Here is a 21,990-nt window from a genome sequence, read left to right as displayed (position 1 = left end):
TTTTGGATGGCGGATTAAATCTAAAATCTCAAATCTAAAATCTCAAATTTCTAGGGTTTGGCCTGGTTCGGGTTCGAGGAGTTGGGTGGAGAGTCCCGATTTTGCTAGTAAATCGCGAAATTCGGGGATGCTGCCGATCGATCGCACTAACATTGGTAAAATGCCTGTGGCTCGGATGTCTCCCGCCGCTGTAGGCAGGAAAAACCGAGGTTTTACGGTTTGGGCAAGCTTCAGGGCTTCCGAAGGGCCGATGATGACTTGTCCGAGGAAGGGGAAGATTTGACCGATGACTGGGGCTATGGCTACGTCTACTGTGTCTATTTTCTGTTTGACTTTTTCTAATGGTGGCAGGTGCGGTTCGTAATAAAGTGTCTCGCCGCTGCTTAAATCTTTGAGCAAATAGCCGTTTTCTTCCTGTCCCGGCCCGATTTCGGCTCCGGGTACGGCGGTTATTTGTAACTTTTCTTTAAAATTTAACTCTTGCCAATTGGCTAAAGATGTGATATTAGTGTAGCCTAAACTGCTGAGGACTTTGGCGGCGGTGGGTGAGGCGATCGCGGGAATTGTGCGATCGAGCTGTTCGAGTGTGGGTCTGTGACAGTGGTCGTCTAATCCTTGGGAAATCAGGATGAGGTCGATCGGCGGTAAGGTGCTGGGAGTGAAGGATCCGGGGGTGTTGTGGTAGGCGGTGAACAGCCAGGGTTGACCGTAAAATACAAGGGGATCGAGCAGCCAGGGATCGACGAGGATGGTTTGATCTGCGATGTGGAAGATCCAAGAGTTGAGGTCGATTCGGGTGAGTTTCACAGTTGTTTGCAATAATTCTTTACATTTGGTTTAATCATAGCTAATTTTGTTTGGGAATTTTAACGCCTTCGGAAGCACAGGCGGGACGCCCGTGCCACGATGAACCCAGATATTATTGGGATGTGTCTGTGTTTATCTGCGGTTGAAAAAAGATGATTAAATCGAAGATTCCTGTGGCTTTGACTGTGGCTGGATCTGATAGTGGCGGTGGGGCTGGGATTCAGGCGGATTTGCGGACTTTTGCGTTTCACTGTGTACACGGTACGAGTGCTTTGACTTGTGTGACGGCTCAAAATACTTTGGGGGTGATGCGGGTGGATGCTTTGTCTGCTGAGGCTGTGGCGGCTCAAATTGAGGCTGTGGTTAGCGATATTGGGGTGCACGCTGTGAAAACTGGGATGCTGCTGAACCGGGAAATTATGGTGGCGGTGGCTTCACAGGTGGAAGCTTTGGGAATAGGGAATTTGGTTGTCGATCCGGTGATGGTTTCACGATCGGGCGATCGATTGATTGATGACGGGGCGATCGCATTTTTGCGCGATGTTTTGATTCCAATGGCTGCTGTCGTGACTCCGAATCGGTTTGAGGCTCAGATTTTGAGCGGTTTGCAGATTGTTTCTCTAGACGATATGCGATCGGCGGCGCAGCAGATTTATCGTTTGGGTGCGAAAGCTGTTTTGGTGAAGGGCGGCGGGATGGCGGGAGATTTGCGGGGAATTGATGTTTGGTTTGATGGTACGCGGTTGGATGTGTTGAAGACTGAGAATGTTGATACTGGGAATACTCACGGGACTGGTTGTACTTTGAGTGCTGCGATCGCCGCTAATTTGGCTTTGGGTAAAGATTTGTTTACGGCGGTGACATTGGCTAAGGATTATGTGACTACTGCTCTCAAATATGCTTTGGATATTGGGGAAGGCCAAGGGCCAGTAGGTCATTTTTTCCCGCTGTTGAAGTAAGAAGGAAGACGGAAGAAGTCAACAGTCAGTTAGTTTCTTAATTTCTCTGGCGATAAAGCGATCGCCACCAAGTCTTCGATTTTCTTAATATTCGGATCGCCGGCCAAATAACCAATTCCTCGGTGCAAGTGCAGGCGAAACTGTTTCGCTAGAGTTTCTTTTTCTGTGCCTAATTTGTCTTGGTGACACCGCTGTTTGAGGGCAATTATCAGGATATCAGCCATGTCGCCGCCGAAAACATCCCAGCTTAATTCGACGTTGCTGTCGCTGGGAATTGGTACTGGGGATGGGATGCTTGGTTCGGCGAGCGATCGGCAAAACCCCCACCTGCAGAGAATATTCCACTGATCGATTTTGGTCGATCGTTTCAGTTTTGATAGTTGGTCTTTGCCTGTTTGAGAGAGGCGGATGCGATCGAGTGGTGGTTCCATGAGTTTAAGATTGTTTGGTATATTGTAAAAAGTGTTAATATTGGGGAAGCAAAGCCTCTAGATAACCCGAAATAATTAACATTTTTTTACACGGCACGACTTGATTAAATCGGTTTTTTTTGGTATTGTGATTGTAGTAGGATTTATCCTTAATAATGGGATGGTGGCAAAAATAAAATTTTCGCCACCATCCCATTATCCTATATATACTACCGCAACCCCAGGGCAAAGTCAAGGGGTTGCGGCTAATTTTTAGGGCGAATTTTTATTCCCAGAAGTAACCTTTTTCGACGGTGGTTTGGTGTTTGGCGGAGTCGTATTTGAGGAGGTAGCTGTGGGCGATCGCCTCTAATTCTTGGAGTTTTTCGTATTCTACTTTTCTAATTTCCGTGTCGGTAGAAAGCAGAATGACTTGGTGGCTGGCCGAGGGGAAATAGCGTTCCACTAGGTTGTTTCTGTGGGAGGAGTCGAGGCGGCCCAAGGGAGTGTCGATCGCCACTGGCAATTGTCTCCCGGATACTCTAGCCAATCCCCACAAAAAGGCGATCGCCAGCAATTGTTTTTCCCCGGCTGAAAGTCGGTGTTTGGGTACCGGTTTGCCTTCTGGATCGTAAATGGAGAGGCTAAATGTTTGAGTGTCGATCGCAACTCTGTGCACGAGGTCGGTTTTGTGCAACAGGTAGCGGAAACAGTCGGTAATTTCTATTTCGAGTTTGTTGAGTTTTTTGAGGGTGAGTTTTTCTTTAAAGAGTTTCAGGGTGGCTTGGGCTTTGGCGATGGAAGCGATGACGTGTTGGCTGTTTCTGATGGTGATGTATTCGCTGCTGTAGTTTTCTAGTTCTTTTTGGTTTTTGGCTAATTCTCTCTCTAATTCATCGACGCGGCGGTTGGCTGATTCTAAGGCTGCGGCTGCGATAGCGACTGCTTTTTGGGCTTTCCTGACTTCTTCTTCTAGTTTTTCGTAGGCTTCGGGGGAAGCGGCGGCTGCGAGTTGTCTGTCTGTAAAGTCGATTTCTGCTTCGATGCTTTTGATTTCTTCTATTTGGTCGCGGGCTAGAATTTGCTGGGCTTTGATTTGGTAGCTAAGAAGGTTTTCTAGTTGCTGGATGCTGTTGTTGTCGGCGTTCATCCAGGGCGGGGCGTCTGTTCCGGCTTGCTGTTCGAGTTCTTGGTTTTCTTGGCGGATGAAGTCTTGAATTTTATCTAGCTGTTGGGGATTTAAGGAGATTTCCGCTATATAGTTGAGGAGGCGATCGCTTCTTTGTTTGATAACATTTTGGGCAATCTTTGCTTGCTGCTGGCTGGCTTCTGTTTCTGCTTGAATTTTTGCTTCACTTAGCAAGGGTGAAATTAGGGCTAGTGGTAGCGTATTTGATGCCAATTCCATCATGGCTTGACGGTTTTTTTCGGCCTGATTTCTGTAATCGTTTAGCTGTCTGTCTAGTTGACTGCGATCGGCGGCAATTTTCCCGCCTTCATAAATAAACTTTTCTGAGGCTTGTTGCTGATTTTTTTGAGCTTTATCTAACTCGTTTTTAAAGCTGGCTTGTTCTTGCTTAGCTAAGTCTATTTCATCAGTAATTTTCTGAAAAGTTTGTTCAATTTTCTCTAAAGCAGCCAAGTCTTTTTTGCCAGCAATTTCTTTCCGCTTGCGGCCGGCTAATATTTCTAAATCGACGGCGAGGCGTTCTGCTAATTCTAAACCTAAAAGAGATTTAATCGCCCCGACGACAAACTCCGGCGGTGTTTCGAGTTCGGCGAGTTCTTTTACTTGTTCGCCGTCAAACAAAAATAGGTTGGATATTCCGACGGGCAAAAGGGTTTCGATGTATTCGTCCCAGGTGTTAGTAATTGCTTTGTCCGACCACCAATCGCTGACAATTTCGCTGTATATGAGAATGCTTAGGTTGTCTTTGATATCTAATTTTTTCCAGTATCTAACTATTTTGAATTGAGCTAATTTGTCGTCTTGGACTTGTTCAAATGTTAGTTCGACGCGGGTATCTTCTAATGGGGGAGTGTGGCGGTTGACGCATTGATTGAGAAAGTCGCTGTAGCTTAAATTGCCTCTGGTGGAACATTGGGCGCGGCCACCGTAGAGGGCAAGGCGAATGGCGTCCATGAGGGTGGTTTTGCCGCCGCCATTCATGCCGCCAAATAAAATGACTGGGCAGGGATTTCCGTCTTTTTCGGGGCGGAGATTGATGGTTTGGGTGCCTGCATAGGGCCCGAAGTTTTTGAGGACGAGTTCGAGGAATTGCATTGTAGATGTATATGTTGTTGGTTGGTGGGGGGGCGGTTAGCAACGGATTTTGTAGCGGATTTAGCGGATGGGTGGTTGGTGGGGGACGGTTAGTGGCAGATTTGGTCGCGGATTTAGCGGATGGGTGGTTGGTGGGCGGCGGTTAGTGGCAGATTTGGTGATCTCCCACTAATCATCCGTTACATCCGTTACATCCGTTACAAAATCCGCTGCTAACCGCCCTCCTCCCTTGCTACCAATCAATTACACCGGTTGAATCTTCCTCTTCGTTTTGGGACTGAATGTGGGGAGGTAATGGGAGTTCGTCATCTGTTTCTTCATAGGTTCCTGCACTTCCTCTTGTCCAACCTCTGCCATTTGTTTTCGGCCGCCACAAGTATGGTTGAATGTGTTGTTGCCAACCTTGTACGGATTTTGGTGGGAGAATGCGGTGATATTCTAATTTACTGCGACCAAAGTTGATAAATAAACCTACTTTCGCTCCTGTCGATGCTAAGTAAGCTATGATTTGAGCTTGGTCTTTATCGGTCATTGGATAATTTACGGCTTTATCTTCTACTACAATACATTCATTTACCCAATGGTCTAGATAGAGAATTCCCATCCAAACTTGACCGTCATAAATTTGTCTGGGATATTCCATTTCTGTTGTAATACTGGATTTCAGCATTTCTGCATCAAATGCTCTTTGGTAATGTTTTTCTCTTAAACCTTTTTGTGTCCTCCGGTGTACTCTCATTGCACAGCCGATGATGCTGTATGTAAGATCCTGATGGGGAATATTAGGGTCAAGCATGGTCGTAAAAATTGTGTAATTTAAACGATGGTGGTTTGTTAATGCTGCGGTTAGTTGAAAAACCATTATATGCGATCGCTCGGCGGGGTGGCTGTCAACAAGTTTGGGTTTAACCGCAGGCTAGCGCGCGCTAATCTTTGCTATTTTCCTCTCCTGAATTTGGCGGTGAAAATTTAATATCCGCCCAAGATAGCTGTCTGCTTTGATTGCTGTTGCTTTCGAGTTCTTCTTTAAGTTTGGCAATATCAACCGTATCGTTTTTGGCGGAACTGTTCGTTTGGGCGATCGCATCTTTGAATTGCTGAATGTTTTCGGCCGGATTTGCTTTAATATCTTCCACCGCTTTTTTTAAATTGCGTTGATAGTGGGCGTTGCCAATCGCTTCTTCCTTCGATCGCGAACTGGTTTCAAAGCATTTGTCCAAATCGCCGTAAATGCCTGTACGGCGGGGCTTCGTGTAGTATTGGCGTTCTGTATCAAGGAGTTTTGCCATCAATTCGAGGTGCATTTTGTCCTCGCTGCAAATGTCTTCGATCACAGTCCATTCATCGCTACCGAGGAGTTTTCTTTCAGCGGCGGGACGCGAATCTTCAAAAGGTTCGCCCGTAACTTCTTCGTAAATCCGGGGCAAAGAGTCGTCAAATTCATGCTTTTCTTCCAGCCAAATGCGGCGGATTTCGCTAAGTTCTTCTGGGGTAATTAAGGTGATGTCGCGCATTTCTAGGGGTGCGGTTTTGCGGATGTGGGTTTGTGCTTCCAAGACTCGTCTCAGCCAGTGTTCTCGCCAGAATTTGGTGTAGGGCCCTGGGATGGGTTCGACGGAGGTTGTGTCGTCGCCCATGTTGCGTTCAAACAGTTCTACTCTACCGTAGATGCGGCGGAAGTCTCTTTTTGGGCGATCGTTTTTAATGTCTAATTCGTTGCGAATATCGAGGAGAGGTTGCATCCATTCTTTTTCCTCATCGTTTTGAATCATTGCCTCCATAGATTTATCTTGGCTTACCATTGTGCAAACCCAGCAGCCAAAGCGAGAACTGCCGCAGCTAGGGGTAGAAGTATCGACAACTAGAGGACATTCATTGTCGGCTGTTGCACCTCGATACATGGTAAATAAATCTTTGTTGCTATTTTCCCAAGGATTAGCCCACTGATTTAGATAAATCCAGACTTCATCAGTTCGCCAATCTTCTATCGGACTATAAATTAGGGAATTAGGCAGACTAGGACTCTGATAAAGCAGAGATTTAATGGAACTAGAATTATTATTTAGACGGTCACTCATGCGACCTATTTCATGTTTCTCCATTGAAACCGCGCGTTTAATGCTTTCAGCTTTGCGAGTACCCAATATCAGAATCACTTCTCCATTGATTCTCACCATATCACGAACAAACCGATTAGAAGGAAGGATTTTCAGGCGTTCAGTACACCAGCGAAATCCATGTCTCGGTGCTGGGTAGCCTTTTCCCATCAAGTTTACCCAGAAAGTATCTTTGACATCTGGATAAAGCATATAAGGTTCTATTGGTAGCTGTTGCTCTATAGCAGCAGACTTCATCTGTTTTAATGACTGACGTACCCAAATAGAAACTATAGGGTTCTCTACAAGTGTATCTGTGGTGATTACATAGATTTTTTTCGTTCTTTTTTCAGGTGGTAATTCTGCTATCGCATACCAGATAAGCTGCACTACCGTAGTGCTGTCTTTTCCGCCGGAATATCCTAAAACCCAAGGTATATCATCTAAACAATATAACTCTTTAATTTCTTTACTTAATTTTTCGATTTCTGCCACTAACTCACTAACACTACGGGGTGGAAAGAGTGGTATTTGCATTGTTTCTGTCATGTCTTCAACCTCAGTTACTTCATTAAGCTCTAAATACATTCAGCCGATGCCATTCTAGCGATTCAAGTCTTGGTAAATCTTGGTCTGAAGTTGGCAGGAGAATAGTTTCACTATGAAAATCTTTCATACATCTGGCATTGGGGGATTCCTCTTCTAAGTCATCAGCGACGATAATTCTGTAATTATCATCTATAGCAAACCAACCCTGGTCAAAAGCCCAATGATGATTTTTACACAATGATATCCCATTATTAATTTGATTATCATAAAACTTTGAAAACGGCTTAATATGTGAGCCATCTACAATAGTTTGAGTGAGATTCCTGATGACTTTCAATCGACAAAATGCACACTTGTAATCATATGTATGTACTACTGCTTTCCTGAAAAAAGCATTTCTAACAGCAGATTTGGTTAAATAAAATTTCGGTTCTGCGTCAGTAATTACTGCTGAGTCTGATAGTTCTCTTTCTGTCTGAGTAACTTTTTCAAAGTCTTGATTAACTTGCAAAATATCTCCAATATCCTCCCTATTTAATGAAAACCATGTCGCAATCAGTGTATCTATTAATTCCGATCTCGAATTTTGGTCTTGAAGTAAACTGAATAATTCATTATCCCAACTACCGTATTCTACAGCTTCTCTTAGCTTGTTAGTGGTCTTAGGCTTTGAACCATTAAATCCCGACTTTAATGTTTTATGCCAGAAACCATCGCCTTCCAAATGCCAAAATGGATAGTGCAAACCACGATTGTGAGATTCCGAACCTAAGATATCCCAATATTTATTAAAGGTTTTAATTAAGTCGTCTGAAACATAAATTCGATTCTCCCTAATTATTCCTTGAGCAATTAGATCGATGATTGATAATAGTAATATGGGCTTATGATTAGCTTGACCACGTTGGCGTGTATTACTGACATTAAGGGCTGCAAAACGTTGTCGATAATACGCTAGATTTTTATTTTCGGAGTTTTCTCCTGTAGTCATTTTCTCCTCCCGCTAGGATTAAATACAATCCGACCTGAAATTTTACACTATTGTCAACAGAGGGTTAAGCGCCACAAGGCAAAACCATAATGCAGAAACTAGACAATTTAAGCAGTGTCAACAGACTAAAAAGTAATTTTATAGCCTAGACAGGAGATAATTATATCACTGTCCGCGTGCATCTGCCGTGCAAAAAATCCTATCTCCCACCGCAAATCAAATATGTCCTACAGCGACTTCAAAACCCTCGACCAAGCCGTCTCAACCCTGGATCTAACCGTTGAAGACATTCCCCACTTATTCAGCCAAATTACCCCCCTCGCACCTTCAGAACGCCTCACACAAACTCTAGACGAAGCTTTAGAATTAGCCTCAAGTATCAGCACCGAAAAAGCTCGATCAGAATTAATCCTCACTCCCATTCTACTCGAAATACGGCGCACTTTTAATAACAAAATCGGCTACTTTTCCGGCAACACATTTAACGTAGAAGAGAGCAAAGGATTAACCGGGGCTTGTGACTTTCTCCTCAGCGCATCGAGCAATCAATCATTGGTGACTGCCCCAGTCTTGACATTAGTGGAAGCAAAAGACAACGATATTAGAATAGGATTGGGACAGTGTGCGGCTCAGATGGCAGCCGCTCAAATATTTAATGCGCGCAAAGGGCAAGAACAATCCGCAATTTATGGAGCAGTTTCAACGGGTACAAACTGGAAATTCCTAATTCTAGAAAATCAGTTGTTAAAAATTGATTTGACTGAATATTTTATTACTCAGCTAGACCAAATATTGGGCATTCTTGCAGAACCATTCAGACGCTATTTTAATTAGCCTAGTTTTTGGCGGCATTTGGGCGCTGCAATTACAAACGCAGGTGGCACGGGCGTCCCGCCTGTGCTGCATCTGCGGTTTCCAAACCCAACCGCTTTTTCAAATAATCAGTCATCCAACTAACACTCGCCCTCGATCGCGAAATCCCCCCTTTCAACAAAATCCCATTCTCCCAATCAGGATTAGAAATCGACCAATCAACCTGCTGCAAAAGGCTCAAACGTTCCTCCCAACTCTCAGGAAAAACCGACAGCAAAGCCGCCCCAACTTCCCCCAAACACTCAAGCACAACACTGTGACAGTGTACGCAATCCCGGCGCATTTCCCCCGCCGCAACTTGCTTGTGCAGAACTAATTGCCAATCTGGAATAAAACTGCTAACCGCATTCCAATAACTAACCGCCAGTTGTATTTTTTGAGCAAGTTCTTCCTCTTTCTGTTCTTTTTTGGTGCGAGAACCAGAGGGTTTTGCCTGTTCGCTGCCGTGAATATTAGACAGCAAAGCCATGATAGCACGATCGATCGCACTCAGCGTAAACAATTTGTGCGATCGCCCGTTCAAACTCCCCCTCTCCATCTCAGTCAAACACCGGAAAACCTCAACCTGCTTAACAACCGCCTTCACCACAAAAGCGCGATCGTCCCGGTGGTTGTAAAGTAGACTGAGTGACGCCTCCAAAGGAACTTGAAAACCGTTCAAATCAGCAAACATCTGCTGCGATTTTTCCAACCCAATATCGAGAAACAAAATCAGCGCCACCGTCTCATATCCCAACTGCGGATTTTCCCTCAAAGCCATCTCAAAAGCCGCCCGTCGATGCTGTCCGTCATTGATAGTAAACTTAGCATCCATCGGCACTCGCAAGCGACCAATTTTCCGTTCTTCTGCCTCATTTCCCACTGCTTCAAAAGTAATATCCGCATCAATCGAAGCAGCAATTGCCCCACAAGTATAATTTGTAGGATTCTTAACAAAATAATCAGCAATTTCGGGAATCCTAGCTTTGTTAAGGGCGCGTTTCGCCCGCATAGACGGCGGCAAATCTTCAGATTCAAAGGGAAACAATTTCGGCAAAAAACGCACGGGACACATCGACACGTAATATTCGCGGCCCGCTTGAATGCCCCGAATTACCGGCAAAATGTATTCAAAGGAAGGAGTAGACATATTTTAGAATGGGGCATTGGGCATGGGGCATTGGGCATGGGGCATTGGGCATGGGGTATTGGGCATTGGGCCTTAATAGCTATTGACTTTTTGCAAGTTTTATGGTATCAGGGTGGGCTATTCGGGCATAACTTAAGTATTTCACAAGGTTTTTTTAAAAACAAGTGTTGACATAAAGTTTAATATATGATATTTTTTGAAAAAATAGCCTAATTATATAAAAACCGCCGATGAACACCAACCCAGCGGATGACCTCGCTATAAAAATTTTAGAAAAAGAAAATAGCGACAGACAGGAAATCGCACTTTTATTAGATAATTATTTAGGAAAGGACGATCGCATTTTCGTACAAAAAACCCAGATGGGAAACAGCGAAGCATACATCGGTTCAGTCACCCTAGAATGGTTAGACTCTCGCGTCCGTTTCGCCTCCCAGATGCCGCTTTTCCGCCAAAAATTCGACCTCCAAACCAACAACATCGTCCGCGACGACGAAACCATTGACGAAATTATCCAGCGTCCCTTAGATTGGTCGCGCCAAGCCGCCCTCACTCAATATTTAGCCGCCAGAAAATCGCACAAATTCCCCGCAGTTTTAGTAGTCGTCAGTCCCCCGTGGGTAGATAATCCTCTAGCCGAGGAATGGGATAAAAATGGCGTAGCAACCAAATCCGCGACTGAATTTACATCCTTTGATAAAAACGAGAACTTAGGGCTTTTGAATGTCTCTCAAAAAGTCTCAATTTTTGCTTTAGACGGCCAGCATCGGCTGATGGGAGTTCAAGGTTTAATGAGTTTAATTAAAACCGGAATCCTGCAAAGATACAACAAAAATAAAAAACCTGTCGGCGCTGCAATTACTCTGGAAGATTTAGCAGAAGAGTATCAAATAGACCCCGAAACAGTGTATAAATTAGCTCACGAAAAAATCGGAATTGAGTTTATCCCGGCGGCGGTAGCGGGGGAAACGCGACAGCAAGCACAACGGCGCGTGCGATCGATCTTTGTGCACGTTAACCTAATGGCCGTAACGCTGAGTCAGGGCCAGCTAGCATTATTGAACGAGGATAACGGATTTGCGATCGCAGCCCGAAAAATTGCCGTCACCCATCCCTTATTAAAAGAGCAAGATGACAGAAACCCCCGCGTCAATTGGGACAGCGCCACAGTCGCAGCAAAATCAACGGTCTTAACCACATTGCAAGCGCTGCAAGATATGTCCGAACGGTATTTAGAATACAAATTCCCTCATTGGAAGCCGGAACGAAAAGGTTTAATCCCCATGCGTCCCGAAGATGAAGAACTCAAAGAGGGAATTGAAGAGTTTAAAAAATTGTTCGATCATTTAGCAACTTTGCCCAGCTATCAAAGAATTGAAAGCGGCGAAGAAACGGCCGAATTGCGCCGATTTAGTTTTGAAAAGCCAGGGGGCGAGGGAAATATTTTGTTCCGTCCAGTCGGTCAAGTTGCTTTAGCTAATGCTTTGGGAATTCTAGTATTTAGAAAGAAACTTTCCCTGAAATTTATTTTCGACAAACTCCGCAGGTACGATGTCGATGAAGGATTTAGCCACATGGACAATCCTGAGTCTGCGTGGTACGGGATTTTGTACGATCCGAACAAAAAGCGAATGCTAGTTTCTGGAAAGGATTTAGCGACGAAGTTAATTGTATATTTGGTGGGGGGAATTCAGGACGATATGGAGCGAGCTCATTTGCGGCAAGCGGTAGCGGAAGCGAGGACTTTTGAGGATAAAGCTATTAGTTTTAACGGCCGATTTGTGCAGCCGCAAGAGGTAGGATTGCCGCCTGTGCTGAGCTAAGTTTTTCTTGGGCAAAGTCCACAGCGACGAAGACTGATAAAGCAGGGAGCAAATGGGTTTTGTATAATTGAATCTGCACCTTACCTAGAACCAGATTATGACCATCGCTGAACAGATTTACGCAATCGTCAAAACCCTTCCCAAAGACCAAGCCAGCGAAATTCTCACTTTCGCTGAATTCGTTTGTGCCAAGCACCTGAGCGCAAACCAACCAACAGACACCCTAGACTCTGCGATTCCTTGGACTGAACTTGTTTTTTCCCTTGCTGGAACTTGGGCAAAAGATTTTCCATCCCTGGAAGATATTCGTGCTGAATCCGGACAAGACATCCTGCGGGAGAGTCTGTAAATGTACGTTTTGGATACCAACACTTTGATCTACTATTTCAAAGGTCAAGGACAAGTTGCTCAAAACCTTGCTAATGTTTCTCCCCAGGAAATAGTCGTTTCTACGATCGTCCTTTTTGAGTTGCAAGTCGGCATTGCTAAATCCAATTCGCCGGCAAAACGTACCCAACAACTTCAGCAATTTTTGAGCAGAGTTAACGTTATTCCTTTCGATCGCGATGCTGCTCTTGCGGCTGCTACAATTCGCGCCCAGTTGGAGCAACAAGGTACTCCCATCGGCCCGATGGATGTTTTGATTGCAGGGACAGCCGTAGCCCTCCAAGCGACTCTCGTCACCCACAATGTCAACGAATTTTCTAGAGTTTCAGAACTCGCAATCGCAGACTGGTATTGACTAAAAAACGTCTCACAATCTGGCTTCCTTTAACAAAATAAGTTCGGCTCCTACAGGCAAATGATCGGACTCTGTTGCCTTTAAAACCGAACTCGATTTAGCACCCCAATGCTTTGAATACCAAATATAATCAATCCGGAAAACCGGATAATTTAATCTCCAATTCGACCTTTTTACCAAGAATTTAAGTTCCCAACCGTGAGGCCAGGTAAAACCAAACCCAAATCCAGATTTTCGGAAAGAATCTTGCATGACTTTCTGCACCCTGTCATAGTCTTAAGTTTCGTCGGTCATATTAAAATCGCCCGCGACAATTACTGGCAGAGTTTCTCGCTCAACTCGCTGCACTAAGTCTTGAATTTCAGGCGATCGTTTGTCATATTTGTAAACTGGAATTTTGATAAAACCCAATTTTTTAGATATCTTCAACCACGGCCCGGTAGCTTGCATATTATAAATCACTACTTCTTGTTCGTTAAATTTAATAATTGCCCGCTGCTGTGTTTCTGGATGGCCAGCTAAGTGCAGTATTTCGCTGGATACAATTGGATATTTACTGAGAATTCCTACAGGGTGAGTTCCAATTTGATAGGGGTAGTCTGCTTTTAACCAGGTGAAAGCTCTTTCGCTATGTTTCAGAACTATTTCTTGTAAAAATATAATATCTGGTTGTTGCTGCTGAATCAGTTTAACTAAAGTTGGTGACTGAGTTTTATACCAACTGAGGTTATGAGATAAAACTTTGATGCTGGGCTGCGAATTTGTGATGTTTATTGGTTTTGGGCTAAAGTATTTAAGGTGCAGCCAACTTATTAGGAGAATGCAGGCGATCGCCGAAATAATAGTGAACCATCTTTTTTTGATAATTGACACTCCGATGATCGGAAGCAAGAAAATTGGGAATAAAATTAAGGGGCTAAAAGTGCTAATTAAGGCAATAATCCACAGTCGATCCCAAAAAATTAATTTAAGAATGAAATAGCAGATAATGAATCCTGAGTAGCTGTAAGCGAAAATTTTTGCCGATTCCTTGAGTCCTTTCTTTATGATCTCTGCTAGTACATACTTCATTGGGAACCTATTAAAATAAGAACTTGCTTAAATCGAATTCTTCATTTGACCGATGTTGGTTGTCTCTTTCTGAAATCAAAACCAACAACAGGCGATCGGTATAATCCGCCGCACCCCGCAACTCTTCTCGCAAAATTTCCAGTCCACCATTAGCATATTCTTCAAAAATTTGCAAGCGTTCTGCTTCCAATTGTTCGTCGAGATGGGAGAGAATTTGAGGATTTTTGGTTTCGGCGATCGCAATTAACTTAATCGCCATATCGTAACCCCTGGATACAAAAATATCAACATCTATCGCACCCGGTTCTCGTTTAGAAATTTCCCCCAAAGGCGATCGTTTTTTCCGCTGCTTTCCCAAGGATGCGGCGAAAGCGATGACATCGGCGTAAGTCTGGAAAGGGCCAGTGTTGTTATCCGATAAAGTTAATGATTTGACTAACTCCGCTTTATCTTTAGCAATTCTAATTTTGTTAGCAACCATTGCAAACTACTATCTCAATTTTGACAAAAATACATCTGTAAATAATCTAATTATATCCGCAAACTTGGCAATTTTTATAAAGTGCGGGTGGGATATATTGTAGGGCGCGCTAAACCCGTTCCTACAGGTATTAGTTATTTTCTACTTTTTGTCCGCAACAACATAATTTTTTGTGCAAAACCTCCTCTTGCTTCCCGCCGCTTCATTTGTTCCGCCAAAAGTCGATCGCCCGAAATGCCAAAACTCGCCATCACCGCATCTATTACCTCATACAAATCCGCCAATTCCGCCACCAAATCTTCCTCGTCAGCCTCCGCCGCTTCCCCCGCTTCTTCAATCAATTTCTGCATCAAAGCTTGACGGTATTCTGCGTCCGACAAAATTACAAACTCGCATTCATTCCCGCTTTGGCGAATAATTTCAGGAATGCGATCGCGCACCAACTTATGATACTCTTTTTCCACGTCAAACTCCTTTCAACCTTGACTAAAAGTTTGAATCAACCAGCGATTAATTTCCCCATCATCTTGGGTTTGACTCCGGTTCAAAGCTTCCTCAACTAACCGGATTTCCAGCCCCGGTAAAACCCGCGACTCTTGAATTCTCCCGCTACCTCCGCCATTAATCGCAAACGCAAAAACCTCCCGCGTGTTTGCACGTTCCACCCAATATTCACTAATTCCTGCATTTTCGTAAAGCAACCGCTTACTGCCTAAATCATCGTTAAAAGAAGATGCACCAATTTCTATTACCAAATTAGGCGGATCGTATTCATCCAAATCAACAGGTGAATTACTGTCATTAGGAGGAACTCTCAAATCGGAACCGATGTAGTAAGCTAAATCAGGTTGAAACTCGCGAATACCTGCTTTCCTAAAACTGGCATTAGCAAATTGAACTACTCGGATATTTCTCAATGTAGCAAACAGAATAACTACATACGGGATGATTGAATTATGACGCGCGTGCAATGGCCCTACTGGTGACATTTCTACCCTCATGTGTTCTTGATAGTAATAAAATTTGCCCTTTTCCCATGCTGAATCCTCAGCAAAATTTAGAAACTCTTCCCACGTCGCCTTCACCCAAATATCCGTTTCCAAAGCCTGCGTAATTGCCGAATTAGAAGCCATAATCCACCTCTACAATTTCTGTATATTCAAATTCATTGGGACTGCGCTTAACTAAAGGATAGCGCGTCCCGCCCAGTTCGATCGCATCTTCTTCACAATCAGCTTTGGGAGAATTGTACACCAGCACGTATTCCCGGCCCGTGCAACTTTCCATCTCTTGAGCAACTTCTCCGCGCCACTGAGTTTTAGTTACCAAAACTACCAATTGATTCGCCAACTTCGGCAGCTTATTCGCGATTTGCTTGCGATAAATCTCGTCCAAACTCCCAAAGGGAGAATCCATCACAATTGGAAATGTACTGCTATCCGGGCCCATCAAAGTATTCTTTTGACTCCACTCACGCACGCCCTCAATAATTCCGCCGATAAACGATAAACTGAGAATTTGATTTTCTCCTGTAGAAGCGGCAACCAAAGATTCTCTACCCGACGTATTTTCTACTAGCGTCAGTTCGTATTTATCGCTCAACTTGGGGATGTAAGGAGTAAAAGAAATTTGACTAAAAATATCTTGCACCCGTTTTTCCAACTGAGAACAAAACTGTTTTTCTAAGCGCGAGCGCACTTCAGTTAGGCGATCGATCGCATCCTGAGTCGCAGCAATCCGGCGCTGGGCTAATACTTGCCTTTGCTCATTCAGTTGCTGCTTATCGATTTGCTTGTCCAAAGCCGACACCTGCACATTCAAACTCTCAATCTGCTGCTGGTTAGAGCCTGTTTCCCGGTGCAAATCGCCAATTTTTGCCTCAATTTCATCCAAGCGCTTTTGCAAGCGGCTGACATCGCCGTCAGGAAAATTTCGCAACTTGTTGTGAATATCGTCTAACTGCGTTTCCACCTTAGAAAGTTCGGTTCTGTCGCGGCTGATGTTGCCTTGCTGCCGATCAATCTCCTCCCAAAAATCTGCCACTTGCCTATCAAATTCATTTACCCGATCGCTAATCCGAATAGTATTTTCTTCCACATCGCCAACACCCGCTTTATCCATCCAACCGCTAACATTTTCGCAAGCTTCAGAACCCTCCACTAATCCCGCACCGCAGATACACCGCTGCTGCGCTAATAACTCTTCCAAAAACGGCCGTTGAATCCCCGAAAGCAACTCGCCTTTCTCCCGTAAACCACCGACAATCACTTTAAATTCAGCCGCCGCATCCGACAAAAATACCGCGTAACCGCGCATAGAAATTGCTCGTTTCATCGCATCTGAAGCCAGAACAATTTGTTGCTTAAATAAACTCCGCTGCTTGGACAATTCCTCTCGCAACTGTTGCCACTCAGCAGCACCGCTGATTTCCAGCAAATCACCGTTAACTGCTTTTTTGACCTCACCTTGATGAGTCAACTCCTGCTCAATTTCCACTTGTTTTTGTAAAAGTTGTTCAACCTCTTCCTGAGATTTTTGCTTATCTTTTAAAAGTTTCTTGATTTCGGAACCGCCCATCATTCTTAAATCTGTTTCTAGTGACTTTTTGGCATCTCCCAAATGTCGGATCGAGCGATTCAATACCTCTACTCCCAGCAATTCCTTAGTAGCTTCAGCAATTTCGGCTTTCTTATCGTGCCGAACAATTTGCTCGATTCGCTCCCCATCAAAAAAGAAATATTGATGCAAACTTTCCGGCAAAATCCGTCCGATAATATCATCTGGATGCTGCGGTGGCAGCACACAGCGACCGTCATCCCTCACTACCTGCATCGACAATTCGTTTTTGATGTGTTCTACAGTATTTTCACTTTTATAAGCGCGGCAACTACGCTTTGTTTTGTAGCGCTTGCTGTCGTGTTCAAACACGATTTCCACCCAACAATCTACTCTTTTACCCGGTTTTGCTTCCGCAATAGCGCGTTTATTGACTAATTGTTCTTCCGCAGCAACAGCCGCGCTAAGTTTTCCGTAAAGTCCCCACGTAAAGGCATTCATCAAAGCTGTTTTTCCAGCACCGTTATTACCGTGAATTACCGTAATATTTTGCTCGCCCCAAGCAAGCTTAATTTCGGGAGTTTTGCCGTGAAACTGCCTAAAATTGCACAGAGTAATTGAAATTAACTTCATACAATTGCTTCCTTAATAATTTTCAAAATGTCATCGCTAATATAGCGGGGAGCCCTCATGTAGAGTTTATCTTTTTCAAGTTCCAATACCCGCTCGATAATTTGTCGAACTTCTGGCGGCGCGCTAGTAATTGGTTCCTGTACGTCGCTGAATTCCTGATGAGTTTGATAAGAAGAACGCTTTTCTGCTAAAATGCTTGTCGGTAAGGCTGCGATCGCACTATCTTCATATCTAAATGCCATAATCAAATTTTCATTCAGATTTTCCGTCATATTTTTTTTGCAAATATTAAAAGTAGCAACTAAAACTGCGATCAAATAATTCTCTATTCTCAAACATAAACCGAACCTTAATAAATGTCAAATGTCTAATAGCCCGTAACGCCTCTGAATTTGCAACAATTTCACCCTAGCTTCCCCAGCATTGTCGGCTAAATCGGCAAATTCCAAGAACCGCTTCAACTCTTTTCGCAGCAAATTGCGCTCGACTTCTAAGGTTTCTCTGCCCAAATCTGGAGGCAAAACTATCATGTCAAATAAAGTTGCTCTTTCCTTCCCCGGATGCGGCCGCAAAATCCGTCCCCGGCGCTGAATAAACTGGCGCGGATTGCTGCTGCTTGCTAAAATTACAGCATTGCGAATTGCAGGAATATCCACGCCTTCATCCAAACACCGAATCGCTACCAAACCTTGCAATTCTCCACTCTCAAATTGCTGACGTAATCGTTCTCTTTCTGCTAAAGGAGTGGCCGCCGTATAAGTGTTAACTCGGTAGCCTAATTCTGAACCCAATAACTTCGCGGTTTCTGTTAGTTGGCGGTTGTTATTTCGGCGCGCACCTCCTTCAATCGCACCGTCGCCACAGTAAAATAAAGTATGGCTTGTGTCGAGACGGTGAATCATTAATTCTCGCAAAGCTACTAATTTATTAGCAGCCGCTCCAATCAACCGGGCTCGCTGCATTAATAGAGTCGTTAAAGCATCGTTTTCTTCTACTTTTTCATCGCCCCAAAGCGCCCAGCCAATCTTTTGAGTTAAGCGGGAATACTTGCGGGTTTCGGCTTCTGTCAATTCTACTAAAATTGGATAGTATAAATAATGTACTAATGCTTTTTGGCGGATGGCGTCAGCTAAGGTGAGTTCCGGCTGCAACACTGGGCCGAAATAATCTAAAATAGCTTCGGTTCCCTCTTCGTCGAAATGCCTTTCTGGTGTGGCGGAAAGGGCGAGTCGCAGTCCAATATTGCGCGGCAAACTTTGTCCTAAACGGGGCGCGCCTAAGTTGTGAACTTCGTCTCCAATAATCAGGGTTTTTTCTGGGAAATAGCGCAGTTGCGATCGCAAACTATCTCCCATTAAGGTAGCATTAGTAGTGATGATTGTGAGAAATGCTCGATCGCCCGCTCGCACTTCATACAAACCCCCAGCCAGCTTATTCTGCCAACTGCGGGCGCTATCAAAAGCCAAAATAGGTTTTAAACCAAATTTCTCCGATTCGCGCGCCCACTGATTCACCAGGTGACAGTAAGGGCAAATTACCAGCAGGACTTGCAGGTTAATTTTATTGTATAATTCAGTGGCGATCGCCAGTGCAGTAATCGTCTTGCCGCTACCCGTCGCCATCTTCAGCGTACCGCGTCCCTGATTCGCAAACCAATTAGCAACCGCCACTCGCTGATACTGTCGTAATTGCAGCGAGGGCGGCATTTTCGGAAACCCAAATTGCGAATTATTAGCCGTTGAGCGATTCACCTTTCAATGTCGTTAGATGCAAAATTACCCTGACTCAACTGTAACTCATTTCTAATTAAAACTTAACAGCCCAAACAAATCATCCGCCGACAGTTGCAAATCCGACAGCACATCGAGCACAGGTAAAATATCTTCATTCTCTTTAATCTCAGGTTCCTGCTGCGGTTTAAAAACAATTACCCATTCTTCTTCCGGGTCAATCAGCCAACCTAATTTAGTATGATTCTTCAGGCAAAACAGAATCTTCTTAATCACGCGAGTTGAACTTTGCTCCGGCGATAAAACCTCAATTATCCAATCCGGAGCAATTTCAAACCTATTTTCAATTTCTTCCTGAGAATTCAGAGGAATGCGCCACCACTCAAATACTGCTAAATCTGGAACAACAGCACATCCCCCAAAAGTACAGCGCAATTCAGGAAAAGCAAAAGCTAACTTTTGCGGTTGGCCAACTTGATTAATAGCGGATGAAAATTTGATTTGTAACGTGCTGTGTTTTCCTTGTGGCATATCTTTTTGATAAATTTGACCATCAACATACTCGCTAGCCGGCTTAGTCTGTGGCAATAGCAGAAACTCTTCCAGAGAAATCTTTGACGGAGACTGAATTGACGTTACCATAAGCCATTAACCCCTCAACAAATCAACTCCGCCATTAAAAATCTGCATCGCCGTCTGTTTCCCAATCCGCACAACTCTCCGATTCCACACCAGTAGGGTGCATCGCACAAACCAACAAATTTCCCCCATAAACTTGACCGTGATAGTTGCGACAACCACGACAAGCCGGCTGCTGCGTCGGCGAAGGGTCTACATAAGTCACCATCGACAAATCTATCTCATCAAACTCCGGGTCGAAGTCGCGGCAAATTTCAATTATCGGTTCGATAAATTCATTAAATAAACCGTCAAATTCATTGAAATAACCGTCAATGTCGTTAATCAGATTATTTTGTACTTCTTCTGTAAACTCTTCCGACATTTTTGCCAAAACGTCCAGCATTTCGACAAACTCTTCGCCCATTTCGCTGAAAAAATGCTCTACTTCAGAAACAGCATTTTCCATTACTCCGAAAAAATCTTTAGACCAATCTTCCATGAATTTGACAGCTTGCTATTACAAAATATTTTACGGACAAGTGCAGCCAGCCTCAAGTGAAGTGCTTGCACCTACTTTCAATTCTATTACCTATTGCCTGATATCCGTCCACATCTGACAGGGGAGATATTCAAAAAGGGAACTCAAGAGTATTATCCTGAGTTCCCTTCATGCTTTGCTGAGCGAGCTTTTTTGAGTTTAATCTCGCTTCAGCCGCCGCAATTCCTCTTGTAAATTCTGCACCTGTTCGCGGAGCTTGTCTACGCCGCCTGTCTCTTTAACATCTTTTGCCGAGACATCTTCTTCCTCAGAAATAATCTCAATCCGCCGAGGTTCAGCGGGTTTTTCGTTCCCAGCCGATTCTACGGGAGGCTGCTGCTGAGCCTGTTGCACCATATCATCAACAAAGCGGCGAGCTTCTTCCGTGGACATCTCGCCACGCTTGACTAATTCGTCTGCCAGCTTTTGGGCTTCAGTGCGTAATTCAGTTAACTTGCTGCCAGCTTTTTCACCCGCATAGGAAGCGAGCCCGACACCAAGGTAAACTGCTTTTTGTAAAATATCTCCGAAACCAGGCATAGGAGCTACACCTCATAAAACTGGGTGAACCGGAGACCACGCCTATTACAAGCATCCCGTGTTGCTGCTACCTTCCGGTCCTGACAAGATTTGGGCGTTGGAATCGCGTGGGTCCAGTTCATTTATGAGTATAACACAGTTATTTATTCTTCAACCACACACCAGTGATAAATTTCATAAATAACGCAACCATTCTTCACCAGCGGGTCTTCAGCGACGATCGCCTTCGCCTCATCCATCGAACCAGCCTCAAACAGCAACATACCGCCGCCCCGCCGCCCCCAGTAGCCAGTTTTCGCTCGGTGTCCTTTAGAAATCAACTCTCGGACATAAGCTCTGTGAGCTGGCACGTATTGGTCAAAGACAGGCTTTTCGACAATTCCTTGCTCAATTTTGACAAACCAAGGCATTTTTATTTGGGATTTTAGATTTTATATTTTAGATTGAGAATGGGTGATCAGCAATGGGATCTAGGGCAAATGCTCTATATTCCATTTTCCACCATCCTTTCTTAACTGCGATGTTATCCCATGAACCAGTCAAAACAGCGATTTTTTATTGCCTTAGTGCCACCTCCCGATATTGAACAGCACATTACTGAGATTAAACTATATTTTGCGGAACACTACAACAGCCGCGGTGCTTTGAATTCGCCGCCGCACATCACGCTGCAACCTCCTTTTGAATGCTTAGCGGAGAGTGTTCCCAAACTAGAGGAAAGTTTGAACCAGTTTTCTGCAAACCGACTCTCAATTCCCGTTACTCTATCCGGTTTTGCTGCTTTTGCCCCCCGTGTCATTTACGCTGATGTTGTCAAATCACCCGAATTGCTGGAGATTCACAAAGATTTGATGAGTTATATCGAGGCAACTTTGGGAATAGTCGATCGAGTTTCTCAGACTCGCCCATTTGTACCGCACATGACAGTAGCCTTTCGCGATTTAACTAAGGATAATTTTCAAACGGCTTGGCTGGAATTCTCCGGGCGATCGCTCCACTTTGAGTTTACCGCTTCGGCATTAACTTTACTGCTTCACGACGGCAGCCGGTGGAACATCAGCAACCAATTCCCGCTTTCGGCCTAAACACTCTCTCTCTTCTTTCTCTTCCTTCGCGGACTTCGCGTCTTCGCGGTTCGTTTTTCCAAATTTTTTTTC

25 protein-coding genes and 1 other RNA gene are annotated in these 21,990 nt (G+C 44.3%); 7 read left to right on the top strand and 19 right to left on the bottom strand.

Annotation, left to right across the window (positions count from 1 at the left end; genetic code table 11):
* Nucleotides 1–42 precede the first annotated feature (42 nt).
* A complete protein-coding gene (locus QUA70_RS09305; protein ID WP_333346357.1) occupies nucleotides 43–807 on the bottom strand; it encodes an MBL fold metallo-hydrolase in 765 nt (254 codons plus the stop codon).
* A 152-nt stretch (nucleotides 808–959) separates the two neighbouring features.
* Here QUA70_RS09305 and thiD point away from each other — a divergent pair, with 152 nt between their 5' ends.
* Nucleotides 960–1,766 (top strand): bifunctional hydroxymethylpyrimidine kinase/phosphomethylpyrimidine kinase, encoded by an 807-nt coding sequence (gene thiD / locus QUA70_RS09300; RefSeq protein WP_333346359.1) that lies wholly within the window; start codon nucleotides 960–962, stop codon nucleotides 1,764–1,766.
* Between the two features lie 29 nt (nucleotides 1,767–1,795).
* Here the strand turns inward: thiD and dndE are convergent, their stop codons facing one another.
* Together dndE and dndD are read right to left on the bottom strand one after the other, a co-directional pair.
* A complete protein-coding gene (gene dndE / locus QUA70_RS09295; RefSeq protein ID WP_333346362.1) occupies nucleotides 1,796–2,197 on the bottom strand; it encodes a DNA sulfur modification protein DndE in 402 nt (133 codons plus the stop codon).
* 265 nt (nucleotides 2,198–2,462) lie between these two features.
* The gene (gene dndD / locus QUA70_RS09290; RefSeq protein ID WP_333330994.1) at nucleotides 2,463–4,460 is read right to left on the bottom strand and encodes a DNA sulfur modification protein DndD; all 1,998 of its coding nucleotides are present in this window, start codon (nucleotides 4,458–4,460) and stop codon (nucleotides 2,463–2,465) included.
* Nucleotides 4,461–4,465: 5 nt separating this feature from the next.
* On the opposite strand from dndD, the gene QUA70_RS09285 reads away from it, so the two are divergent.
* Nucleotides 4,466–4,606: a hypothetical protein gene (locus QUA70_RS09285; RefSeq protein ID WP_333330991.1), complete on the top strand. Its 141-nt coding sequence runs from the start codon at nucleotides 4,466–4,468 to the stop codon at nucleotides 4,604–4,606.
* Between the two features lie 86 nt (nucleotides 4,607–4,692).
* Here QUA70_RS09285 and QUA70_RS09280 read toward each other — a convergent pair whose 3' ends face one another.
* From QUA70_RS09280 to QUA70_RS09270, 3 genes are all read right to left on the bottom strand, one after another.
* Complete coding sequence (locus QUA70_RS09280; protein WP_333330988.1) at nucleotides 4,693–5,256, bottom strand: GxxExxY protein; 564 nt, start codon at nucleotides 5,254–5,256, stop codon at nucleotides 4,693–4,695.
* A gap of 130 nt (nucleotides 5,257–5,386) precedes the next feature.
* Nucleotides 5,387–7,105 carry a DNA phosphorothioation system sulfurtransferase DndC gene (gene dndC / locus QUA70_RS09275; RefSeq protein ID WP_333346370.1) on the bottom strand — a complete coding sequence of 573 codons (1,719 nt, stop codon included), beginning with the start codon at nucleotides 7,103–7,105 and terminating at the stop codon, nucleotides 5,387–5,389.
* Nucleotides 7,106–7,127: 22 nt separating this feature from the next.
* Nucleotides 7,128–8,096, bottom strand: a complete 969-nt coding sequence (locus tag QUA70_RS09270) for an HNH endonuclease (RefSeq protein ID WP_333346371.1) — start codon at nucleotides 8,094–8,096, stop codon at nucleotides 7,128–7,130.
* A gap of 222 nt (nucleotides 8,097–8,318) precedes the next feature.
* Between QUA70_RS09270 and QUA70_RS09265 the strand changes: the two genes are divergently transcribed.
* Nucleotides 8,319–8,930 (top strand): hypothetical protein, encoded by a 612-nt coding sequence (locus tag QUA70_RS09265; protein ID WP_333346374.1) that lies wholly within the window; start codon nucleotides 8,319–8,321, stop codon nucleotides 8,928–8,930.
* A gap of 31 nt (nucleotides 8,931–8,961) precedes the next feature.
* Here the strand turns inward: QUA70_RS09265 and dndB are convergent, their stop codons facing one another.
* A complete protein-coding gene (gene dndB / locus QUA70_RS09260) occupies nucleotides 8,962–10,098 on the bottom strand; it encodes a DNA sulfur modification protein DndB (protein ID WP_333346377.1) in 1,137 nt (378 codons plus the stop codon).
* A gap of 230 nt (nucleotides 10,099–10,328) precedes the next feature.
* Here dndB and QUA70_RS09255 point away from each other — a divergent pair, with 230 nt between their 5' ends.
* The 3 genes from QUA70_RS09255 to QUA70_RS09245 all read left to right on the top strand — a co-directional run bounded on the left by QUA70_RS09255 (nucleotide 10,329) and on the right by QUA70_RS09245 (nucleotide 12,663).
* Nucleotides 10,329–11,921: a DGQHR domain-containing protein gene (locus tag QUA70_RS09255; RefSeq protein WP_333346380.1), complete on the top strand. Its 1,593-nt coding sequence runs from the start codon at nucleotides 10,329–10,331 to the stop codon at nucleotides 11,919–11,921.
* Between the two features lie 97 nt (nucleotides 11,922–12,018).
* Nucleotides 12,019–12,270, top strand: a complete 252-nt coding sequence (locus QUA70_RS09250) for a DUF2281 domain-containing protein (RefSeq protein ID WP_333335203.1) — start codon at nucleotides 12,019–12,021, stop codon at nucleotides 12,268–12,270.
* Nucleotides 12,271–12,663, top strand: a complete 393-nt coding sequence (locus tag QUA70_RS09245; RefSeq protein ID WP_172191416.1) for a type II toxin-antitoxin system VapC family toxin — start codon at nucleotides 12,271–12,273, stop codon at nucleotides 12,661–12,663. It abuts the gene before it with no gap.
* 276 nt (nucleotides 12,664–12,939) lie between these two features.
* Here the strand turns inward: QUA70_RS09245 and QUA70_RS09240 are convergent, their stop codons facing one another.
* The 12 genes from QUA70_RS09240 to QUA70_RS09185 all read right to left on the bottom strand — a co-directional run bounded on the left by QUA70_RS09240 (nucleotide 12,940) and on the right by QUA70_RS09185 (nucleotide 21,243).
* The gene (locus tag QUA70_RS09240; RefSeq protein WP_333346383.1) at nucleotides 12,940–13,536 is read right to left on the bottom strand and encodes an endonuclease/exonuclease/phosphatase family protein; all 597 of its coding nucleotides are present in this window, start codon (nucleotides 13,534–13,536) and stop codon (nucleotides 12,940–12,942) included.
* Between the two features lie 208 nt (nucleotides 13,537–13,744).
* Nucleotides 13,745–14,215, bottom strand: a complete 471-nt coding sequence (locus tag QUA70_RS09235) for a DNA phosphorothioation-associated protein 4 (RefSeq protein ID WP_333335197.1) — start codon at nucleotides 14,213–14,215, stop codon at nucleotides 13,745–13,747.
* A gap of 134 nt (nucleotides 14,216–14,349) precedes the next feature.
* Complete coding sequence (locus QUA70_RS09230; protein ID WP_333335194.1) at nucleotides 14,350–14,679, bottom strand: nucleoside triphosphate pyrophosphohydrolase; 330 nt, start codon at nucleotides 14,677–14,679, stop codon at nucleotides 14,350–14,352.
* Nucleotides 14,680–14,691: 12 nt separating this feature from the next.
* Nucleotides 14,692–15,348 (bottom strand): Uma2 family endonuclease, encoded by a 657-nt coding sequence (locus QUA70_RS09225; RefSeq protein ID WP_333335193.1) that lies wholly within the window; start codon nucleotides 15,346–15,348, stop codon nucleotides 14,692–14,694.
* Nucleotides 15,338–17,404, bottom strand: a complete 2,067-nt coding sequence (locus tag QUA70_RS09220) for an AAA family ATPase (RefSeq protein WP_333346386.1) — start codon at nucleotides 17,402–17,404, stop codon at nucleotides 15,338–15,340. The genes QUA70_RS09225 and QUA70_RS09220 overlap by 11 nt, the downstream gene beginning before the upstream one ends.
* Nucleotides 17,401–17,676, bottom strand: coding sequence for a hypothetical protein (locus QUA70_RS09215; RefSeq protein ID WP_333346389.1), 276 nt, complete (start codon nucleotides 17,674–17,676; stop codon nucleotides 17,401–17,403). Before QUA70_RS09215 ends, QUA70_RS09220 begins: the two co-directional genes overlap by 4 nt.
* Nucleotides 17,677–17,763: 87 nt before the next feature.
* Nucleotides 17,764–19,110, bottom strand: coding sequence for a DNA phosphorothioation system restriction enzyme (locus tag QUA70_RS09210; RefSeq protein ID WP_333346455.1), 1,347 nt, complete (start codon nucleotides 19,108–19,110; stop codon nucleotides 17,764–17,766).
* A gap of 96 nt (nucleotides 19,111–19,206) precedes the next feature.
* Complete coding sequence (locus QUA70_RS09205; RefSeq protein ID WP_333335185.1) at nucleotides 19,207–19,776, bottom strand: Uma2 family endonuclease; 570 nt, start codon at nucleotides 19,774–19,776, stop codon at nucleotides 19,207–19,209.
* A 34-nt stretch (nucleotides 19,777–19,810) separates the two neighbouring features.
* A complete protein-coding gene (locus QUA70_RS09200; RefSeq protein WP_242723709.1) occupies nucleotides 19,811–20,254 on the bottom strand; it encodes a hypothetical protein in 444 nt (147 codons plus the stop codon).
* Between the two features lie 198 nt (nucleotides 20,255–20,452).
* Nucleotides 20,453–20,833, bottom strand: a complete 381-nt coding sequence (locus QUA70_RS09195; RefSeq protein ID WP_333335181.1) for a phasin-related domain-containing protein — start codon at nucleotides 20,831–20,833, stop codon at nucleotides 20,453–20,455.
* Nucleotides 20,834–20,856: 23 nt separating this feature from the next.
* An RNA gene (ffs, locus tag QUA70_RS09190) (signal recognition particle sRNA small type) lies at nucleotides 20,857–20,953 on the bottom strand.
* Nucleotides 20,954–20,976: 23 nt separating this feature from the next.
* Complete coding sequence (locus QUA70_RS09185) at nucleotides 20,977–21,243, bottom strand: YciI family protein (protein ID WP_006632991.1); 267 nt, start codon at nucleotides 21,241–21,243, stop codon at nucleotides 20,977–20,979.
* Between the two features lie 120 nt (nucleotides 21,244–21,363).
* On the opposite strand from QUA70_RS09185, the gene QUA70_RS09180 reads away from it, so the two are divergent.
* The gene (locus QUA70_RS09180) at nucleotides 21,364–21,918 is read left to right on the top strand and encodes a 2'-5' RNA ligase family protein (protein ID WP_333335178.1); all 555 of its coding nucleotides are present in this window, start codon (nucleotides 21,364–21,366) and stop codon (nucleotides 21,916–21,918) included.
* Nucleotides 21,919–21,990 lie beyond the last annotated feature (72 nt).

It is taken from the genome of Microcoleus sp. LAD1_D5 (genome assembly GCF_036702115.1).
GTDB lineage: Bacteria > Cyanobacteriota > Cyanobacteriia > Cyanobacteriales > Microcoleaceae > Microcoleus.
The sequence above is the reverse complement of the archived record's forward strand: the minus strand, read 5'-3'. Positions and strand labels throughout refer to the sequence as shown.

Excerpts from the sequence above, each read along its gene's own strand:
- thiD (WP_333346359.1), top strand. The coding sequence starts at position 960 with ATGATTAAATCGAAGATTCCTGTGGCTTTGACTGTGGCTGGATCTGAT.
- dndE (WP_333346362.1), bottom strand. The coding sequence starts at position 2,197 with ATGGAACCACCACTCGATCGCATCCGCCTCTCTCAAACAGGCAAAGAC.
- dndD (WP_333330994.1), bottom strand. The coding sequence starts at position 4,460 with ATGCAATTCCTCGAACTCGTCCTCAAAAACTTCGGGCCCTATGCAGGC.
- QUA70_RS09285 (WP_333330991.1), top strand. The coding sequence starts at position 4,466 with ATGTATATGTTGTTGGTTGGTGGGGGGGCGGTTAGCAACGGATTTTGT.
- QUA70_RS09280 (WP_333330988.1), bottom strand. The coding sequence starts at position 5,256 with ATGCTTGACCCTAATATTCCCCATCAGGATCTTACATACAGCATCATC.
- dndC (WP_333346370.1), bottom strand. The coding sequence starts at position 7,105 with ATGACAGAAACAATGCAAATACCACTCTTTCCACCCCGTAGTGTTAGT.
- QUA70_RS09270 (WP_333346371.1), bottom strand. The coding sequence starts at position 8,096 with ATGACTACAGGAGAAAACTCCGAAAATAAAAATCTAGCGTATTATCGA.
- QUA70_RS09265 (WP_333346374.1), top strand. The coding sequence starts at position 8,319 with ATGTCCTACAGCGACTTCAAAACCCTCGACCAAGCCGTCTCAACCCTG.
- dndB (WP_333346377.1), bottom strand. The coding sequence starts at position 10,098 with ATGTCTACTCCTTCCTTTGAATACATTTTGCCGGTAATTCGGGGCATT.
- QUA70_RS09255 (WP_333346380.1), top strand. The coding sequence starts at position 10,329 with ATGAACACCAACCCAGCGGATGACCTCGCTATAAAAATTTTAGAAAAA.
- QUA70_RS09250 (WP_333335203.1), top strand. The coding sequence starts at position 12,019 with ATGACCATCGCTGAACAGATTTACGCAATCGTCAAAACCCTTCCCAAA.
- QUA70_RS09245 (WP_172191416.1), top strand. The coding sequence starts at position 12,271 with ATGTACGTTTTGGATACCAACACTTTGATCTACTATTTCAAAGGTCAA.
- QUA70_RS09235 (WP_333335197.1), bottom strand. The coding sequence starts at position 14,215 with ATGGTTGCTAACAAAATTAGAATTGCTAAAGATAAAGCGGAGTTAGTC.
- QUA70_RS09225 (WP_333335193.1), bottom strand. The coding sequence starts at position 15,348 with ATGGCTTCTAATTCGGCAATTACGCAGGCTTTGGAAACGGATATTTGG.
- QUA70_RS09220 (WP_333346386.1), bottom strand. The coding sequence starts at position 17,404 with ATGAAGTTAATTTCAATTACTCTGTGCAATTTTAGGCAGTTTCACGGC.
- QUA70_RS09215 (WP_333346389.1), bottom strand. The coding sequence starts at position 17,676 with ATGACGGAAAATCTGAATGAAAATTTGATTATGGCATTTAGATATGAA.
- QUA70_RS09210 (WP_333346455.1), bottom strand. The coding sequence starts at position 19,110 with ATGCCGCCCTCGCTGCAATTACGACAGTATCAGCGAGTGGCGGTTGCT.
- QUA70_RS09205 (WP_333335185.1), bottom strand. The coding sequence starts at position 19,776 with ATGGTAACGTCAATTCAGTCTCCGTCAAAGATTTCTCTGGAAGAGTTT.
- QUA70_RS09200 (WP_242723709.1), bottom strand. The coding sequence starts at position 20,254 with ATGGAAGATTGGTCTAAAGATTTTTTCGGAGTAATGGAAAATGCTGTT.
- QUA70_RS09195 (WP_333335181.1), bottom strand. The coding sequence starts at position 20,833 with ATGCCTGGTTTCGGAGATATTTTACAAAAAGCAGTTTACCTTGGTGTC.
- QUA70_RS09185 (WP_006632991.1), bottom strand. The coding sequence starts at position 21,243 with ATGCCTTGGTTTGTCAAAATTGAGCAAGGAATTGTCGAAAAGCCTGTC.
- QUA70_RS09180 (WP_333335178.1), top strand. The coding sequence starts at position 21,364 with ATGAACCAGTCAAAACAGCGATTTTTTATTGCCTTAGTGCCACCTCCC.